The 16117-nt window shown below is 66.0% G+C and carries 13 protein-coding genes; 7 read left to right on the plus strand and 6 right to left on the minus strand.

Features of this window, described 5'->3' with window-relative positions; translation table 11 throughout:
* Positions 1–188: 188 nt before the first annotated feature.
* Positions 189–1097 carry a LysR family transcriptional regulator gene (locus tag J2X19_RS05795; RefSeq protein WP_310371448.1) on the minus strand — a complete coding sequence of 303 codons (909 nt, stop codon included), beginning with the start codon at positions 1095–1097 and terminating at the stop codon, positions 189–191.
* Positions 1098–1393: 296 nt separating this feature from the next.
* Between J2X19_RS05795 and J2X19_RS05800 the strand changes: the two genes are divergently transcribed.
* The 6 genes from J2X19_RS05800 (at position 1394) to J2X19_RS05825 (ending at position 9800) form a co-directional block, all read left to right on the plus strand.
* A complete protein-coding gene (locus J2X19_RS05800; RefSeq protein ID WP_405048592.1) occupies positions 1394–2290 on the plus strand; it encodes an alpha/beta hydrolase in 897 nt (298 codons plus the stop codon).
* Between the two features lie 105 nt (positions 2291–2395).
* A complete protein-coding gene (locus tag J2X19_RS05805) occupies positions 2396–3628 on the plus strand; it encodes an efflux RND transporter periplasmic adaptor subunit (RefSeq protein ID WP_310371450.1) in 1233 nt (410 codons plus the stop codon).
* Between the two features lie 24 nt (positions 3629–3652).
* Positions 3653–6907, plus strand: a complete 3255-nt coding sequence (locus J2X19_RS05810) for an efflux RND transporter permease subunit (protein WP_116604372.1) — start codon at positions 3653–3655, stop codon at positions 6905–6907.
* 23 nt (positions 6908–6930) lie between these two features.
* Positions 6931–8400, plus strand: coding sequence for an efflux transporter outer membrane subunit (locus J2X19_RS05815; RefSeq protein ID WP_310371452.1), 1470 nt, complete (start codon positions 6931–6933; stop codon positions 8398–8400).
* A 190-nt stretch (positions 8401–8590) separates the two neighbouring features.
* Entirely contained in the window at positions 8591–8899 is a 309-nt protein-coding gene (locus J2X19_RS05820; RefSeq protein WP_116604369.1) for a putative quinol monooxygenase, read from the plus strand.
* A gap of 454 nt (positions 8900–9353) precedes the next feature.
* The gene (locus J2X19_RS05825; RefSeq protein WP_310371454.1) at positions 9354–9800 is read left to right on the plus strand and encodes a PRC-barrel domain-containing protein; all 447 of its coding nucleotides are present in this window, start codon (positions 9354–9356) and stop codon (positions 9798–9800) included.
* Between the two features lie 92 nt (positions 9801–9892).
* On the opposite strand, the gene J2X19_RS05830 is transcribed toward J2X19_RS05825, so the two are convergent.
* The 5 genes from J2X19_RS05830 to J2X19_RS05850 are packed head-to-tail and all read right to left on the minus strand — an operon-like array spanning position 9893 to position 14972.
* Positions 9893–10870 carry a Bug family tripartite tricarboxylate transporter substrate binding protein gene (locus J2X19_RS05830; RefSeq protein ID WP_310371456.1) on the minus strand — a complete coding sequence of 326 codons (978 nt, stop codon included), beginning with the start codon at positions 10868–10870 and terminating at the stop codon, positions 9893–9895.
* Between the two features lie 48 nt (positions 10871–10918).
* On the minus strand, positions 10919–12202 hold the full coding sequence (locus J2X19_RS05835; protein ID WP_310371459.1) for an MFS transporter: 1284 nt from the start codon (positions 12200–12202) through the stop codon (positions 10919–10921).
* Positions 12203–12250: 48 nt separating this feature from the next.
* Positions 12251–12886 carry a DUF4286 family protein gene (locus J2X19_RS05840; protein ID WP_310371461.1) on the minus strand — a complete coding sequence of 212 codons (636 nt, stop codon included), beginning with the start codon at positions 12884–12886 and terminating at the stop codon, positions 12251–12253.
* 36 nt (positions 12887–12922) lie between these two features.
* A complete protein-coding gene (locus J2X19_RS05845; RefSeq protein ID WP_310371463.1) occupies positions 12923–14272 on the minus strand; it encodes an amidase in 1350 nt (449 codons plus the stop codon).
* A 10-nt stretch (positions 14273–14282) separates the two neighbouring features.
* Positions 14283–14972: a DUF2848 domain-containing protein gene (locus J2X19_RS05850; RefSeq protein WP_310371465.1), complete on the minus strand. Its 690-nt coding sequence runs from the start codon at positions 14970–14972 to the stop codon at positions 14283–14285.
* 127 nt (positions 14973–15099) lie between these two features.
* Here J2X19_RS05850 and J2X19_RS05855 point away from each other — a divergent pair, with 127 nt between their 5' ends.
* Positions 15100–15783 (plus strand): GntR family transcriptional regulator, encoded by a 684-nt coding sequence (locus tag J2X19_RS05855; protein WP_310371466.1) that lies wholly within the window; start codon positions 15100–15102, stop codon positions 15781–15783.
* The last annotated feature ends 334 nt before the right edge of the window (positions 15784–16117 follow it).

Genomic DNA, 16117 nt, shown 5'->3' on the forward strand with positions numbered 1-16117 from the left:
CCTCCGTACGGGGTGGTGAGTGTGGGGCGCATTGTGCTTCGCCACCGGGGGCCGTGCATCCAGGCCGCAGCCTCGTGCGGGTCCATGGGCGCTACCTGGGTAGGCGTTTGCTACTTATTTGATAGCTATTTGCGCTGATGGAATAAGCGCCAGAGGCCGGAAAGGCCTAAATTTTGGCTGCTACCGCCTTACTGCAGATACGGATGCTTGGTGAACAAATCCGCGGCCCAGTCCACAAACGAGCGCACCTTGGCGCTCAGGTGGCGGTTCGGCGGGTACACCACGTAGATGGGGATGGACGGTATGGCCCAGTCGGGCAGGATCTGCACCAGCGTGCCGTCGGCCAGGTGCGGTACGGCCATGAAGGTGACCATCTGCGACACGCCCAGCCCGGCCAGCGCGGCCGCCATGTAGGCATTGCTCTCGTTCACGGCGATGCGGTAGCTGCTGTCCAGCGCCAATTCCATACCGTCTTTGGCAAACTCGTTCGGCATCATCCGCCCGGTACGCGGCGAGAAGAAGTTCACCATGCGGTGGCCCTGCTCCAGGGCCTGCGGGTCGGTCGGCATGCCGAAGCGGCGCAGGTAGTCGGGCGAGGCCACGGTGATCATCGGCAGGTTGCCGATGCGCCGCGCCACCAGCGACTGGTCGGTCAGCTCGCCGCCGCGGATCACGCAGTCCACGTTGTCGCTTATCAGGTCCACCGGCCGGTCGCTGACGCCCAGGTCCAGCTGGATGTCGGGGTAGCGGTCGAAGAAGGTGGACAAGGCCGGGATGATCAGCAGGCTGGCCAAGGACGAGCCCACGTCGACCCGCAGGCGCCCCTGCGGGTTGGTCTGCGCATTGCCCATGCTGGCTTCCAGCTCGTCCAGGTCGGCCAGCAGGCGGGCGGTGCGTTCGTAATAGGCGGCACCGTCGGCCGTGACGGTGACGCGGCGGGTGGTGCGGTTCAGCAGCTTGACGCGCAGCCGCGCCTCCAGGTGCTGGATCTGCTTGGTCACCGTGGCCTTGGGCAGGGCCAGCGAATCGGCGGCCTTGGTGAACGTGCCTGCCTCCACCACCCTTGCAAACACGCGCATGGTCAGTATCTGATCCATAGGTTTTCCTCGTTTCCTTCTTCTATCGCCGTAGCGTCTCACCATGCATGGGTCGCCATGCGTCGCCATTCCAGAACACCGCGGAACTGGCTGTGCCAGGCCGCTGGTGTTGCCCCCTGCAAGGGGGGTGGAGGCCACGCGAAGCGGGCAAGCCTGGGGGTGTGCCAATAATCGCATGGTAAAGATGTTCGATTGTTGGCAAAACAGAAACAGAGAAGTCCTAAAACCCCCTCTTTATGCAATGTCGGCTACGCACTACATTTCTTCACATACACGAACCTCCCTAGGTCCACACCATGTCACCCCGTTCCAGCACACCCAAGTCCGCCACGATTGAAGAAGCCGACACCCGCATTGCCCTGGCCCAGCGGCCAGCGGTGGATGTGCGCATGTACGGCAAGCGCGTGCCGGGCGGTGCCGCGCCGCTGGTGGTGCACTTCCACGGCGGTGCGTTTGTCAAAGGCGGGCTGGACAACGGCGCTACCGTGGCCCGGCTGCTGGCCAGCGCGGGTGCGGTGGTGGTGTCGGTGGCTTATCCGCTGGCGCCGGTCCATCCTTTCCCGGAAGGTGTGGAAACCGGCTACGACGTGCTGGCCTGGGTTTACAAGCACCGGGTCAAGCTGGCCGGGCAGGGCGCCCGCGTATTTGTGGCCGGTGAAGAGGCCGGCGGCAACCTGGCGGCTGCCGTGGCGGTGATGGCCCGCGACCGCGGCCATCCGCCGCTGGCTGGGCAGATTCTGCTGTCGCCCATGCTCGACCCCTGCGTCGGCACCGCATCCTTGCGCGCCGCTGCCGCCGAGCGCATGGCGGCTGGCTGCGCCGACAGTTGCAAATATGCCGATGGCTGGCACCAGTACCTGCGCTGCGCCATGGACGCCGAGCACCCTTATGCCGTACCTGGCATCGCCCGCCGCCTGGCGGATATCGCGCCCACCCTGGTGCTCAGCGGCCCCGACGACCCGTTGCGCGACGAAGCCCGTGCCTACGCCGAACGCCTGCGCGTTGCCGGCATCGCCGTGACCTACAGCCTGCTGTCGACGGCCCAGGGCTGGCCCGACGCGCTGACCGCACCGATCAGCAGCGAATGCGCTTGCGGCCCGGCCGTGCTGCAGCAGTTCCGCGCGTTTTTTGACGCCACGCAGCCTACCGCCAAGCCGGCCAAACCGGTCGCGGATGGGGCGCCCCGTTGTTGACCTGCACCGCTTAAACCCTCTGTAAACCACCGCCTTCCTGGCCGCTCTGGCGCCCAGGTGGGCCGCCGCATTCCTGTTTTGTTTTTGTTCTTTGAAAGGCCCGCCATGTCCGCATCCAAATCCTCCAACTCCTTCACCTACCGCAGCGCCCTTTGGACCACGGCGGCCTCATTGACCGCCATCGCGGCTGCGGCGGCCATCGTGTTCGGTATGCAAACCCCGGCCGAGGCCGGCTCCGCCCCCGCAGCGCCGCAAGCCATTCCTGTGTCGGTGGCTACCGTGGAATCCAGCCAGATCAACGCCTGGGACGAGTTCTCGGGCCGGCTAGAAGCCGTGCAGCGCGTCGACATCCGTTCGCGCGTTGCCGGTGCGGTGCAGGCCGTGCATTTCCGTGAAGGCGCGCTGGTCAAGCAGGGCGACCTGCTGATCACCATCGACCCCGCGCCCTATGCGGCCGAAGTCGAGCGCAGCGAAGCCCAGGTGGCCGCCGCCCAGGCCCGCGTGTCGCACGCCAGCAGCGAACACGAGCGCTCCAAGCGTCTGTGGGACGAGCGCGCGATTGCCCAGCGCGAGCTGGACGAGCGCGTCAACAGCCTGCGCGAAGCCGAGGCCAATCTGCGCGCCGCCCAGGCCGCACTGCAGTCGACCCGCCTGAGCCTGGGCTACACCCAGGTGCGGGCGCCGGTGTCCGGCCGCGTCGGCAAGCTGGAGGTCACCGTGGGCAACCTGGTGGCCGCCGGCCCGGGCGCACCGGTGCTGACCACGCTGGTCTCCATCAGCCCGATCTACGCCAGCTTCGATGCCGACGAGGGCGTGATCGCCCGCGCCCTCAAGGGCTTGCACGGCCAGGGCGGTACGCGGGCGCTGGACAGCATTCCGGTGCAAATGGGCACGGCCGCCACCACCGACACCCCGTTCAAGGGCCGGCTGCAGCTGGTCGACAACCAGGTCGATGCCAAGAGCGGCACAGTGCGGGCCCGCGCGGTGTTCGACAACGCCGACGGCAGCCTGATGCCCGGCCAGTTTGCCCGCCTGCGCATGGGCCAGGCCCAGGCCCAGTCGGCCCTGCTGGTGAACGAGCGCGCGGTGGGCACCGACCAGGACAAGAAGTTTGTGCTGGTGCTGGGTGCCGACAACACTGTGGCCTACCGCGAGGTGACCTTGGGCGGCTCGGTGAACGGCCTGCGCATCGTCAGCAAGGGCCTGGCCGCGGGCGAGAAGCTGGTGGTCAACGGCCTGCAGCGCGTGCGCCCCGGCGCCTTGGTCAGCCCGCAACCCGTGTCCATGGACGCCAAGCCCGAAGCGCAAGCCAAGCGCGATGGTGCTGCCCAGTCCTGATCTGGATTTGATGAGAACAACCCCATGAATCTATCTAAATTCTTTATCGACCGGCCGATCTTTGCCGGCGTGCTGTCGCTGCTGATGCTGATCGCCGGCCTGATCGCGCTGCGCAGCCTGCCGATCTCGGAATACCCCGAGGTCGCACCGCCCTCGGTGGTGGTGCGCGCCCAGTACCCGGGCGCCAACCCCAAGGTGATCGCCGAAACCGTGGCCACGCCACTGGAAGAAAGCATCAACGGCGTGGAAGGCATGCTCTACATGGGCAGCCAGGCCACGACCGACGGCGTGATGACCTTGACCGTCACCTTCAAGCTCGGCACCGACCCGGACAAGGCCCAGCAGCTGGTGCAGAACCGGGTCTCGCAAGCCGAGCCGCGCCTGCCCGAGGAAGTGCGGCGCCTGGGCATCACCACCATCAAGAGCGCACCCGACCTGACCATGGTGGTGCACCTGGCCTCGCCGAACAACCGCTACGACATGAACTACCTGCGCAACTACGCAGTGCTGAACGTGAAGGACCGTCTGGCGCGCATCCAGGGCGTGGGCCAGGTGCAGATCTTTGGCGGCGGCGACTATTCGATGCGCGTCTGGCTGGACCCGCAAAAGGTCGCGCAGCGCGGCCTGTCGGCCAGCGATGTGGTGGCTGCCATCCGCGGCCAGAACATCCAGGCTGCGGCCGGCGTGGTCGGCGCATCGCCTGGCCTGGCCGGTGTCGACATGCAGTTGTCCATCAATGCCCAGGGCCGTTTGCAGAGCGAAGAAGAGTTTGGCGACATCATCGTCAAGACCGGTGCCGACGGCGCCATCACCCGGCTGCGCGACATCGGCCGGCTGGAAATGGGCGCGGCCGACTATTCGCTGCGCTCGCTGCTGAACAACGACCCGGCCGTGGGCATGGGCGTGTTCCAGGCGCCGGGCTCGAACGCGCTGGACATCTCGGCCAATGTGCGCAAGACCATGGACGAGCTGCAGAAGAACATGCCCGAGGGCGTGGAGTTCCGCATCGCCTACGACCCCACGCAGTTCGTGCGCGCCTCCATCACCTCGGTGGTGCACACCCTGCTGGAAGCCGTGCTGCTGGTGGTGCTGGTGGTGATACTGTTCCTGCAGACCTGGCGCGCCTCCATCATTCCGCTGCTGGCCGTGCCGGTGTCGGTGATCGGCACCTTCGCCGTGCTGCACATCCTGGGCTTCTCGATCAACGCCTTGAGCCTGTTCGGCCTGGTGCTGGCCATCGGCATCGTGGTGGACGACGCCATCGTGGTGGTGGAGAACGTGGAGCGCAATATCGAAGCCGGCCTGACACCGCGCGAGGCCACCTACCGCGCCATGCGCGAGGTGTCCGGCCCCATCATCGCCATCGCCCTGGTGCTGGTGGCGGTGTTCGTGCCGCTGGCCTTCATCAGCGGCCTGACCGGTCAGTTCTACAAGCAGTTTGCGGTGACCATCGCTATCTCGACGGTGATCTCGGCGATTAATTCGCTGACCCTGTCGCCAGCGCTGGCCGCCTTGCTGCTGCGCGGCCACGATGCGCCCAAGGACGCGTTGACGCGCTTCATGGACAAGACCTTGGGCTGGTTGTTCCGCGGCTTTAACACGATGTTCAACCGCGGCTCGGAAGCCTATAGCGGCGGCGTGAAGAACGTGATCGGCCGCAAGACGCTGATGCTGGTGATCTACCTGGCGCTGATCGGCGTGACCTTCGGCCTGTTCAAGGCCGTGCCCAGCGGCTTCGTGCCGGCGCAGGACAAGCAGTACCTGATCGGCTTTGCCCAGCTGCCCGACGGCGCCACGCTGGACCGCACCGAAGACGTTATCCAGCGCATGGGCGAGATCGTCAAGAAGAACCCGAACGTCGAAGACGCGATTGCCTTCCCCGGCCTGTCGATCAACGGCTTCACCAACAGCTCGAACTCGGGCATCGTGTTCGCCACCCTCAAGCCTTTTGCCGAGCGCACCCGTGCCGACCAGAGCGGCGGTGCCGTGGCCGGCCAGCTGAACCAGGCCTTCGGCAGCATCCAGGATGCGTTCATCGCCATGTTCCCGCCCCCCCCCGTGGCCGGCCTGGGCACCACCGGCGGCTTCAAGCTGCAGCTGGAAGACCGCGGTTCGCTGGGCTACGACGAGATGGACAAGGCAGTCAAGGCCTTCATGGCCAAGGCCTACCAGACGCCCGAGCTGGCCGGCTTGTTCACCAGCTGGCAGGTCAACGTGCCGCAGCTGTATGCCGACATCGACCGCACCAAGGCGCGCCAGCTGGGTGTGCCGGTGACCGACATCTTCGACACCATGCAGATCTACCTGGGCAGCTTGTACGCCAACGATTTCAACAAGTTCGGCCGTACCTACAGCGTGCGCGTGCAGGCCGATGCGCCATACCGCGCCCGTGCCGAAGACGTGGGCCTGCTGAAGGTGCGCTCCACCACCGGCGAGATGGTGCCGCTGTCGGCGCTGATGAAGGTCAATGCCAGCTTTGGCCCCGAGCGTGCCATGCGCTACAACGGCTATCTGGCGGCGGACGTGAACGGTGGACCGGCCCCCGGCTTCTCCAGCGGCCAGGCACAGGACGCGATCGAGCGCATCGCCGCCGAAACCTTGCCCAAGGGCGTGACCTTCGAGTGGACCGAGCTGACCTACCAGGAAATCCTGGCCGGCAATTCCGCGCTGCTGGTGTTCCCGCTGGCCATCTTGCTGGTGTTCCTGGTGCTGGCCGCGCAGTATGAAAGCCTGACTCTGCCGGTGGCCATCATCCTGATCGTGCCCATGGGCTTGCTGGCGGCGATGACCGGCGTCTGGCTGCACGGCGGTGACAACAATGTGTTCACCCAGATCGGACTCATCGTGCTGGTGGGATTAAGCGCCAAGAACGCCATCTTGATCGTCGAATTTGCCCGCGAGCTGGAGTTCGCCGGCCGCACCCCGGTGCAGGCCGCGATCGAAGCCAGCCGCCTGCGCCTGCGGCCGATTCTGATGACATCGCTGGCCTTCATCATGGGCGTGCTGCCCCTGGTGCTGTCCACCGGCGCCGGCGCCGAAATGCGCTCGGCCATGGGGGTAGCGGTGTTCTCCGGAATGATTGGCGTGACCGCCTTCGGCCTGTTCCTGACCCCGGTGTTCTATGTGCTGATGCGCCGCCTGGCAGGCAACAAGCCGCTGAAGCTGCACGGCGCGGTGCCGGACGGGGTGGAGGCGCCCATCGTCCCTGCACACGGTGTGCACGGCGCGCATGGCGGCACCACCGCCCGCCCGGTGCTGGCCGCACCCGTGCAGGACTGACTTTAAAAGAATCGAGAAACACCATGAAGCTCCTATCCCATAGCCTGGTTCCGCTGTTGGCCGCCCTGGTGCTGGCCGGCTGCGCCACCGCCCCGGCCATCGACACCGCCACCCTGGTCGCCACGCCTACCACCTTCAAGGAAGGTGCGGCGCAATGGACCCAGGCGGCCCCCGCCGAAGCCCGCGACCGCGGCACCTGGTGGCGCGCCTTTGCCGACCCTGCGCTGGACGCGCTGGTCGAGCGGGCCAGCCAGCAGAACACCGGCATCGCCGAAGCCGCAGCCCGGCTGGCCCAGGCCCGCGCCTTGCTGCGCAGCAGCGAATCCGACCGGGCACTGCAGCTAGGCGCCGGCGCCGGTGCCACACGCCAGGCCGGGGCCGGCACGGCCAACGGCAGCACGCCCAGCACCTTGCTGAATGCCAACCTGAATCTGTCCTACGAGGTGGATTTGTTCGGCAAACTGGCCCGCGCCACCGACGCCGCGAGCCTGGATGCGCAAGCCCGCGCCGCCTTGCTGCAAAGCACGCGCCTGCTGGTGCAGGCCGACGTGGCCCAGACCTACCTGGCGTTGCGTGCGCTGGACGCCGAACGGGTACTGGTGCGCGAAACCCTGGACGCCTACCGCAATACCTTGCAGCTCACCCAGAGCCGCTTCCGTGCCGGCGATGTGGCCGAGCTCGATGTGGTGCGGGTGCAGACCGAAGTCGCGGCCACCGAGTCCGAGGCCCTGGCCCTGGAGCGCCGCCGCGCCACGCTGGAACACGCCTTGGCCGTGCTGGTCGGCGACAGCGCCTCCAGCTTCAGCTTGGGCAGCGTGGACTGGAGCACTGCGCTGCCGGTGATTCCCGCCGGCGTGCCGGCCACCGTGCTGACGCGCCGGCCCGATGTGGCTGCGGCCCAAAGCAGCCTGCTGGCCGCGCAAGCCCGCGTCGGCGTGGCCCAGGCCGCCTGGTTCCCCAGCCTGTCGCTCACCGCGGCCGGTGGCTTTGCCTCGCCCGAGCTGGGCGATGTGTTCAAGTGGTCGGCCCGCGCCTGGGGCGTAGGTGCCTTGTTGTCCTTGCCGCTGCTGGACGGTGGCCGCCGCGAAGCCGGTGTGCAGGCGGCCCAGGCCCAGCTCGACGGCGCCACGGCCCAGTACCGCGGCCAGGTGCTGGCGGCGTTCCAGGAGGTCGAAGACCAGCTGTCCGCACTACGTCTGCTGGAGCAGCAAGCCCAGGCCCAGGGCCGCGCCGTGGCGTCGGCCACGCGCGCTACGGTGCTGTCCGACTCGCGCTACCGCAACGGTCTGGTCAGCCAGCTCGACCTGCTGGACGCTCGCCGCAGCGAGCTCAGCAACCGCCGCCAGGCGCTGAATGTGCGCTCCGCCCAGTACCAGTCCACGGTGACGCTGATCCGCGCACTGGGCGGCGGCTGGGAGACGCCGGGCAAGGCGAGCTGGGAGCCTGCGCCGCTGAACTTGGCGGTGCAGCAGCAAGCCGAAGGCCTACGCTAGGATTTATAAGAAAAGTGGCTCTAGCGCATATAAATACTGCGCTAGATGCTATGGATTCAGGAGTGGGTGGGCTTTGCGCTGGCCGTGCGTCAATGGCTGTTCGCCATCTGAGCGCTTGCGCCTACCGCCGCACTTATTTCAGAATGGGCGCGAGGTTCAGCGTCTTGAATCCACCACCGAAAGGATCGCCATGTCTGCATTCGCACTCATCATCCAGCACAGAACGCAGCCCGGCAGGCGCGAGGAAGTCCGCGCGGTATGGGAAAGGCATATGGCGCCCGCGATTGCCGCCAACCCGGGGCATACCGCCTACTTTTACTGTTTTGACAATGCCGACCCGGATGTGATTTGCGCTTTCCAGCAGTATGTGAGCGCGGAAGCGTCCCGGGAGTTTCTGCAAACCAGCAGCTACGCCGCCTACCTGCAGGATGTGGAGCCTTTGCTGGTCGGCCCTCCACAAGTGACGGCGCTGACACCTATGTGGAGCAAGGGCGGCTAAGCGCCCGGTAACCCGCTGCTGGCCAGCAGCTTGCCCGCGGCTCTGCCGCGGGGGGGCCATATCGCCGCAATGGCTTTGACTTTGCGCCCGCCCAGTCTGTGCCCTGGCCGAGCGCTTGTTCAGCGTAGAAAAAGAACGATCAAGATGATGATCAGGATTGCGCCGCCACCGATATACATAGCTGTCTCCTTGAGATGACTCACCACGGTACCCACCCTCGGCGAGGGTTGTCAGGCACGCTGTGACAGGCCATTGAAGCCCGGGCCCTCGACGGTCGTCTGTGCTGTGGCGTACATAGCGCCGAATAGGTACCGGCTGCGCCCTCCGTATGGCCACGCAAGGTGCGCTGGCGCACAGACTCTGCGGGTGGCAACGCCTATCTTGGCTGCAGGGCGTCGACCTGCCGGTACGGCGCTTGGCCTATCCACCACCGGCTGACTGAACGGAGATGCATATGAACTACGAAGACCGCGACACCTACGGCATGTACAAAGGCCCTGTCGTCGCAAGCGACGGTGAGCCCGCCACGCACCGCGGCCCCGGCCCCGAACTGATGGGCGCCAACACCCTGGTGGGCAACGACGTCTACAACCAGCTGGACGAAGACCTGGGAGATATCAAGGAAATCATGCTCGACATGCGCACCGGCAGAGTCAGCTACGCGGTGCTGTCTTTCGGCGGTTTTCTGGGCCTGGGCGAAAAGCTGTTCGCCGTGCCCTGGGCCGCGTTGACGCTGGACACGGTGAACAAGCGCTTCACACTGAACGTGAACAAGGACCAGCTGGAAACCGCGCCAGGCTTCGACAAGGACGACTGGCCGGACATGTCGGACCCGACCTGGGCCAGTGGCATCCATGCCTATTACGGCACCCAGCCGCACGTAGACGACACGCGCCTGTAGTGCAGGCTGTGCGGCCAGGGTGATTTATAAAAAAAGTGGCTGTGGCGCAGGTAGAAGCTGCGCCACAAGCTATAGATTCAGGAGCAACCGGCCTACTGCGGCGTGATGTTCGAGTCCTTGACGAACTTGGCGTAGTCGTCCCACTCCTTGCGCACAAAAGTGTTGAAGCCGGCGACTGAGCTGCCGGTCACATCCAGGCTGATGTCGGTGATCTGCTTCTTCATCTCGCTGGTGTTGAGCAGCAACTGCACCTGTTCGTTGAGCTTGGCGATGATGGCCGGCGGTGTGCCCGCAGGTGCGGCCAGACCGACCCAGCCTATGGACTTGTAGCCGGCCACGCCGGCCTCGGCCACTGTGGGTACATCGGCCAGGGTGGATAGGCGCTTGTCGCTGGTGACGGCCAGTGCCTTCAGCTTGCCGCTCTTGGCGTAGGGCACGGCGGTGGGCGAGGTTTCAAACATCAGATCGATCTGCCCGCCCAGCAGGTCGGCCAGCGCGGGCGCGCCGCCTTTGTAGGCCACGTTCAGCATGTCGGTGCCGGTCATCTGCATGAAGCGGCGCGCGGCCACGTCCTGCGGACCGCCGAGACCGGAGGTGCCCACGCTCAGCTTGCCGGGGTTGGCCTTGGCGTAGGCCACCAGTTCGGCCACGTTCTTGAACGGCCATTTGGGGTTAACGATGAGCACGTTCGGCTGGTCGGCGATGCGGATGATGGGCGCGATGTCCTTCAGCGGGTCGAACGGCATCTTGGCAAACAAATGGGCGTTGGAGGCTAAGCCGGTGTGGGCCAACAGCAAGGTGTAGCCGTCCTTCGGCGCCTTGGCCACGAAGTCCATACCGATGTTGCCGCTGGCGCCGGGCTTGTTGTCCACCAGCACCGGCTGGCCCAGGCTGACGGCCAGCTTCTGGCCAACGATGCGGGCTACCATGTCGTTGCTGCCGCCGGGCGGATAGGTCACTACCAGGCGGATCGGCTTGGAGGGGTAGGCATCCTCTGCGCTGGCAGGCGACGACAGCAGGGCAAGACTGGCCGCAACCAGGGCCAAGGAGAGCTGGAATGGTTTTTTCATATCAATGGTGATTTTGGAGGGTTGAAGGAGGATGGATGGCGGGGCGTATCAGCTTTCGAGCGGCGACTTCGCCGTCTCGCGAGCCACGAAGACCGCCACCAAGGTCAGGCTCAGCGCTGCGGTGACGTAGGCCGAGATGGCCAGGGTGGAGCCGTAAGACTTGAACAGCGTGGCGATGATCAGCGGTGCAAACCCGCCGCCCACAATGCCGGCCAGCGTGTAGGCCAGGGACGAGCCGGCGTAGCGCACGCGGGTGGGGAACTGCTCGGTCACGAAGGCGGCCTGCGGGCCGTACATCATGGCGTGGATGACCAGGCCGACGACCACGGCGATGCAGATCTGCACCGGCCGTGCGCTGTCCATCAGCACAAAGAACACAAAGGCCCACACCGCGCCCAGCACGGCACCGGCGATGTACACCGGGCGGCGGCCCAGGCGGTCCGACAAGCTGCCGAAGAAGGGCACGGCGATTGCGTTGCAGGCGGCGCCGAGCATGGTGGCGGTCAGCGCCACCGGCCGCGACAGATGCAGCACGGTGGTGACGTAGGTGAGGGTGAACACCACCACCAGCGCGTACAGCACGTCCGAGCCTATGCGCGAGCCACCGGCCATCAGTAGGCGGCGCCAATGATGGGTGAACACCTCTTTCAGCGGGGTCTGGGCTTTTTCGTGGTGGGCTTCCAGCTCCAGGAACACCGGGGTTTCTTCTACGCCCCAGCGCAGCCACAGGCCGAACAGCACCAGCACGATGCTGGCCAGGAACGGGATGCGCCAGCCCCAGGACTGGAAGTCCTCCGGGCTCAGAAACAGCGTCAGCAAGGTGATGAAACCCGTGCCCAGCAAAGTCCCGCACGAGGGGCCAACCTGGGCGAAGGACGCATTGCGCCCGCGCTGGTGCTGGGTGCCGTGCTCCATGGACAGCAGCACCGCACCGGCCCATTCGCCGCCGATGGCCGCGCCCTGCAGAAAGCGCAGCGTGACCAGCAACACCGGGCTCCAGATGCCCCAGGATGCGTAGCCAGGCAGGAAGCCGATCAGGCCGGTGGCCACGCCCATCATCATCAGGGTGGCGGCCAGCACAAAGCGCCGACCCAGCTTGTCGCCCAGATGGCCAAACACAAAACCGCCCAGCGGCCGCGAGATGTAGCCCACCGCGTAGGTGGAGAAGGCCAGGATGGTGCCGGTCAGTGGGTCGAACGAGGGGAAGAACACGCTGTTGAAGACCAGCGCCGCCATCAGGTTGTAGATGGTGAAGTCATACCATTCCAGTGTGGTGCCGACCGAGCTGGCAGCGGCCAGTCGCCCCATTTTTTGGGAAGTGTGGGAGGTCATAAAGGGTTCCGGTAAAAGGTGTGGTGCATGCCAAAAATAGGGGTGGGATCAGCGGGCCAGTTCAGCAGAGAACAGCTTCCACTTCAGCGCGTAGCAGGCGGCGTCGTGTGCGGCTGTACCCAGCACGGTTTGGGCCTGGGCCAGGGCGGCGTCGTTGGCATCGCTGCTGCTGGTCTCTACCACCAGCAGGGGTAGCAGCTGGCGGCCCTCGCTGCTCTCCTGGGGCAGGGGCGTGCTCAGTGCGGCATCGGGCAGCAGCAGGTAGGACTGCACAAAGCCCGGCAGGGCGGCCAGCTGCGGGCCCAGTGCATCGGCCTCGGCTCCGGCCTGCAGGCTCAGCACCGACAAGAAGCTGCCGCTGCCCTGGCCGGCCACGGCCGTGACCGCGCAGACCCGGCGCATCGGCTTGACCATGCGGCCCAGGTTGGTGACCGACCAGGCGGTTTGCTGGCCGAACGCCGCCTTATAGGCCGACGAGGTGAAAGCGCCCAGCGAATCGGTGCGGTACAGGCCCAGGTAACGCCTGCCGCCGCGCACCGATTCATAACGTGCGGCGGAAATGAAACCCTCGATGCGGGCGCGTTCTTCCACATGTTCGTGGTCGTACCAGGCGTTGAAATCGACTTCGTCGGCGGCGCCTACATCGGTCGCCACAAACAGCATGCCTTGGGGGGTGGTGTGCATCAGAGTGCTCCTTGGATTGAAAACTAGGCTTGGAAACTAGGGGTGGATGTGCAGCGCGGCTTCGATGGCGGCGGCCCAGGCCAGCACGGCCGCATCGGCCATGGCCGGGCCAGCCAGGCTCAGGCCTACCGGGGCGCTGCCGGGGGCATGGCAGGGCAGCGAGACCGCGCAGCCATCCATGAAGTTGACGATCGAGGGGTTGCGCAACATGGCGCCATTGGCCGCGAAGTACAGGGCCTCGTCGGCTACCAGTTCGGCGATGCGGGGGGCGATGCGCGGCACGGTGGGCATCAGCCAGCCGTCGAATCCGTCCAGGCGTGTGGCCAGCCGGCGCTGCCAGTCGGCGCGCTGGGCCAACAGGTTGATGTAGGCCCGGGCCGAGAAGTCGCGCCCGCGCAGGATGCGCGACAGCACCCGCGGGTCGTAGCCGGCGCCGCTGCGGTCCACCAGCTCGGCATGCCAGGCCCAGGACTCGGCCGCGCTGAAGCCGCCGCTGGCGTTGATGCCGGCCAGCTCGTCGAATTCCGGCACGGCCAGTTCCACCAGCTCAGCGCCCGCGGCGGCCAGGCGCTGCAGCGCCTGCTGGAAGGCAGTGGCGACTTCGGCGTCCATACCGTCTTGCACCAACGTGGTCGGCACGGCGAAGCGCGCCTGTGCCAAACGTGCCGGACGGGGCTGGTTGGCGCTACCCGAGAGCACCGCATCCAGCGCCGCGCAGCCCGCCACATCGGCGGCCAGCACGCCGACCGCATCCAGCGTGGGCGACAGCGGCACCAGGCCGGTGGACGGCATGCGCCGCGCGGTCGGTTTGAAGCCGGTGATGCCGCAGAGCGCCGCCGGAATGCGCACCGAACCGCCGGTATCGCTACCCGCGCTGGCGATGCACATGCCATCGGCCACCGCCACCGCCGCGCCCGAGGACGAGCCGCCGGGGATGCGCTGCTCCTGCCGCTGCCAGGGATTGGCCGGCGTGCCGTAGTGTGGGTTGATGCCCAGGCCCGAGTAGGCGAACTCGGTCATATTGGTCTTGCCGACCAGTACCGCGCCGGCCGCCAGCAGGCGCTGCACCGCGCCCGCATCGGCGCTGGCCGGTGGCGCATCGCGCAGCACGGCGGAGCCGGCCGCGGTTGGCGTGCCGGCCACGTCGAACAGGTCTTTTACCGAGATCGGCAGGCCCTCCAGTGGCGAGCGCTGCAGGCCGGCGGCGCGCAGGCTGTCGGAGGCCTGGGCCAGGCACAGCGCGCGCTCGGCATACACCTGGGTGAAAGCCCGCGCACCTTCGCTGGCAGGGTCGGCGATGCGGTCCAAAGCTGTTGCAGTGAGCGCCTGGGCGCTGCTATGGCCGGCGTCCAGGGCGGCGCGGGCACTGTGGAATGTGTGGAGCATGGCGGCTACCTCAGGCAATCACTGGCAGGGCTTGGCAGCGGTAGGCGTGGACGATGCTGCGGCCCAGGCGGGGGTCGAACAGCTCCATGCGGAAGCTGGCCGAGGGACGGATGCCGCCGATGGCGCCCACCGTGCCGCAGGCCATGGCAAAGCCTTCGGCGGGCGGCGGGTTGCCGGCGGCGCTGAAGCGTGCCAGCAGGTCGGCCGGCGGGCGCAGGGCGGCCAGCGTGCCTTCCTGGTACAGGCGGGATTCGCCGTCTTCCTCGATCCACGAGCGCAGCACCAGCGTGTCCCAGTGGTTGAGCACCTCGGCCAGGCGCCAGGCATGGCGGGCCACCGGCTTGGGGCAGATCTGCTTGGACAGGGCCACGCTATGGGTTTCCAGCGGTCGGTCGGTGTGGTCGGAGGCGATGGACACAAAGAACTCGCCGCCGTGGAAGAACAAGAACGGCTCGACCTCGCCTGAGGTGCCGTCGCCCACCACCTGCACGCTGTCGGCCTGGGTCAGCTGGTTGCTGGCCACGCGGTAGAACAGCGGCACCGCACTGGGGCGGGGCACGCCTATCGCTTCGAGTTCACCGATGTGGTGCTCGATGGCGTGCGCATCGCGGCCGGTCCAGCCGGCGATGACCAGGCGATTGACCTCGATTTGCAGCGGCTGGGCGCCGGTTTCAGAGGGGAGATGGAAGAAGACGTTCATGGAAAGCAAGGCTCCTGTTAAAACAACTGAGAAATTTCAGTGAAATATTACAGTTGCTTCAAGCGAATTTCATGCCACGTTTTCCCGTGTAGCATCGGCGTACTACCTGTGCTATTCGCGTACCCCCATGAAAACTGCCGCCCCTGCCCGCAAAACCGCTGCCCGCGCCCCGGCCGAAGACCTGTCCCGCAACGAAGCCGCCTACACCTTGATGAAGGACGCGCTGGTCACCCTGGTCTACAAACCCGGCGAATACCTGAACACGGCCCAGGTGATGGAGCGCTTTGGCCTGGGCCGCACGCCGATCAACCAGGCGCTGCACCGGCTGTCGGCCGAGGGCCTGGTGCAGATCATTCCGCGCAAGGGCGCGATGGCCGCGCCGCTGTCCATCAACGACGCACTGGAGCTGATCGAGGTGCGGCTGGTCAATGAGATGCTGTGCATGCGCCTGGCCGCCGCTGCCATCACCCCGGCGGAAATCCAGGAACTGGAGGCCATCGCTCAGGACTTCGAAACCGCCGCCGCCCAGCGCGATGTGGTGGGGCTGATGAACACCGACCGAATGTTCCACGAGAAGATCGCCGCCGCCGCCCGCAACAGCGTGCTGCTGGACATCCTCAGCGTGCTGCATGCGCGCTCACAGCGCTTTTGGGCGATTTCGTTCTCCACCGAGGGACATGTGGAGGAGGTGATGGGCGAGCACCGCGCCATCGTGGCAGCGTTGGTCAGCCGCGACGGGGCGGCCGCCGCCGAGGCGGCAAAGACGCACATCCTGTCGTTCAAGTCCTCGCTGCTCCGCCTGTCGCGCTAGAGCCGCGTGCTCTGCCATCCCTTGGGTTTGGGGGGGTGGTTGCTATTTATTTGATAGCTGACTGCGCAGGTAAATCCTGCGCCCCAAAACATCCCAAAATTTTGCGCTGCGTTGGTGTGACACGGCCAGCCAGGCTGCGGCTTGTACAGCAATGGTGTGCTTCATTAATTGATAAATATCATATATATGATATTTAATAGTCCGTGATCAGCTGTTTGCTGAGCAAATGAGAAAAGCCCGCTGGCTCCAGAGCCATCTACCAACTCCTTTTGTAAGTTATTGTTTGGTAATGATTCTTCGTACGAATAGGGCAATGTCATTAGGTAAAAATGGC

This window comes from Rhodoferax ferrireducens, from assembly GCF_031458075.1.
Taxonomy (GTDB): domain Bacteria; phylum Pseudomonadota; class Gammaproteobacteria; order Burkholderiales; family Burkholderiaceae_C; genus Rhodoferax_B; species Rhodoferax_B ferrireducens_A.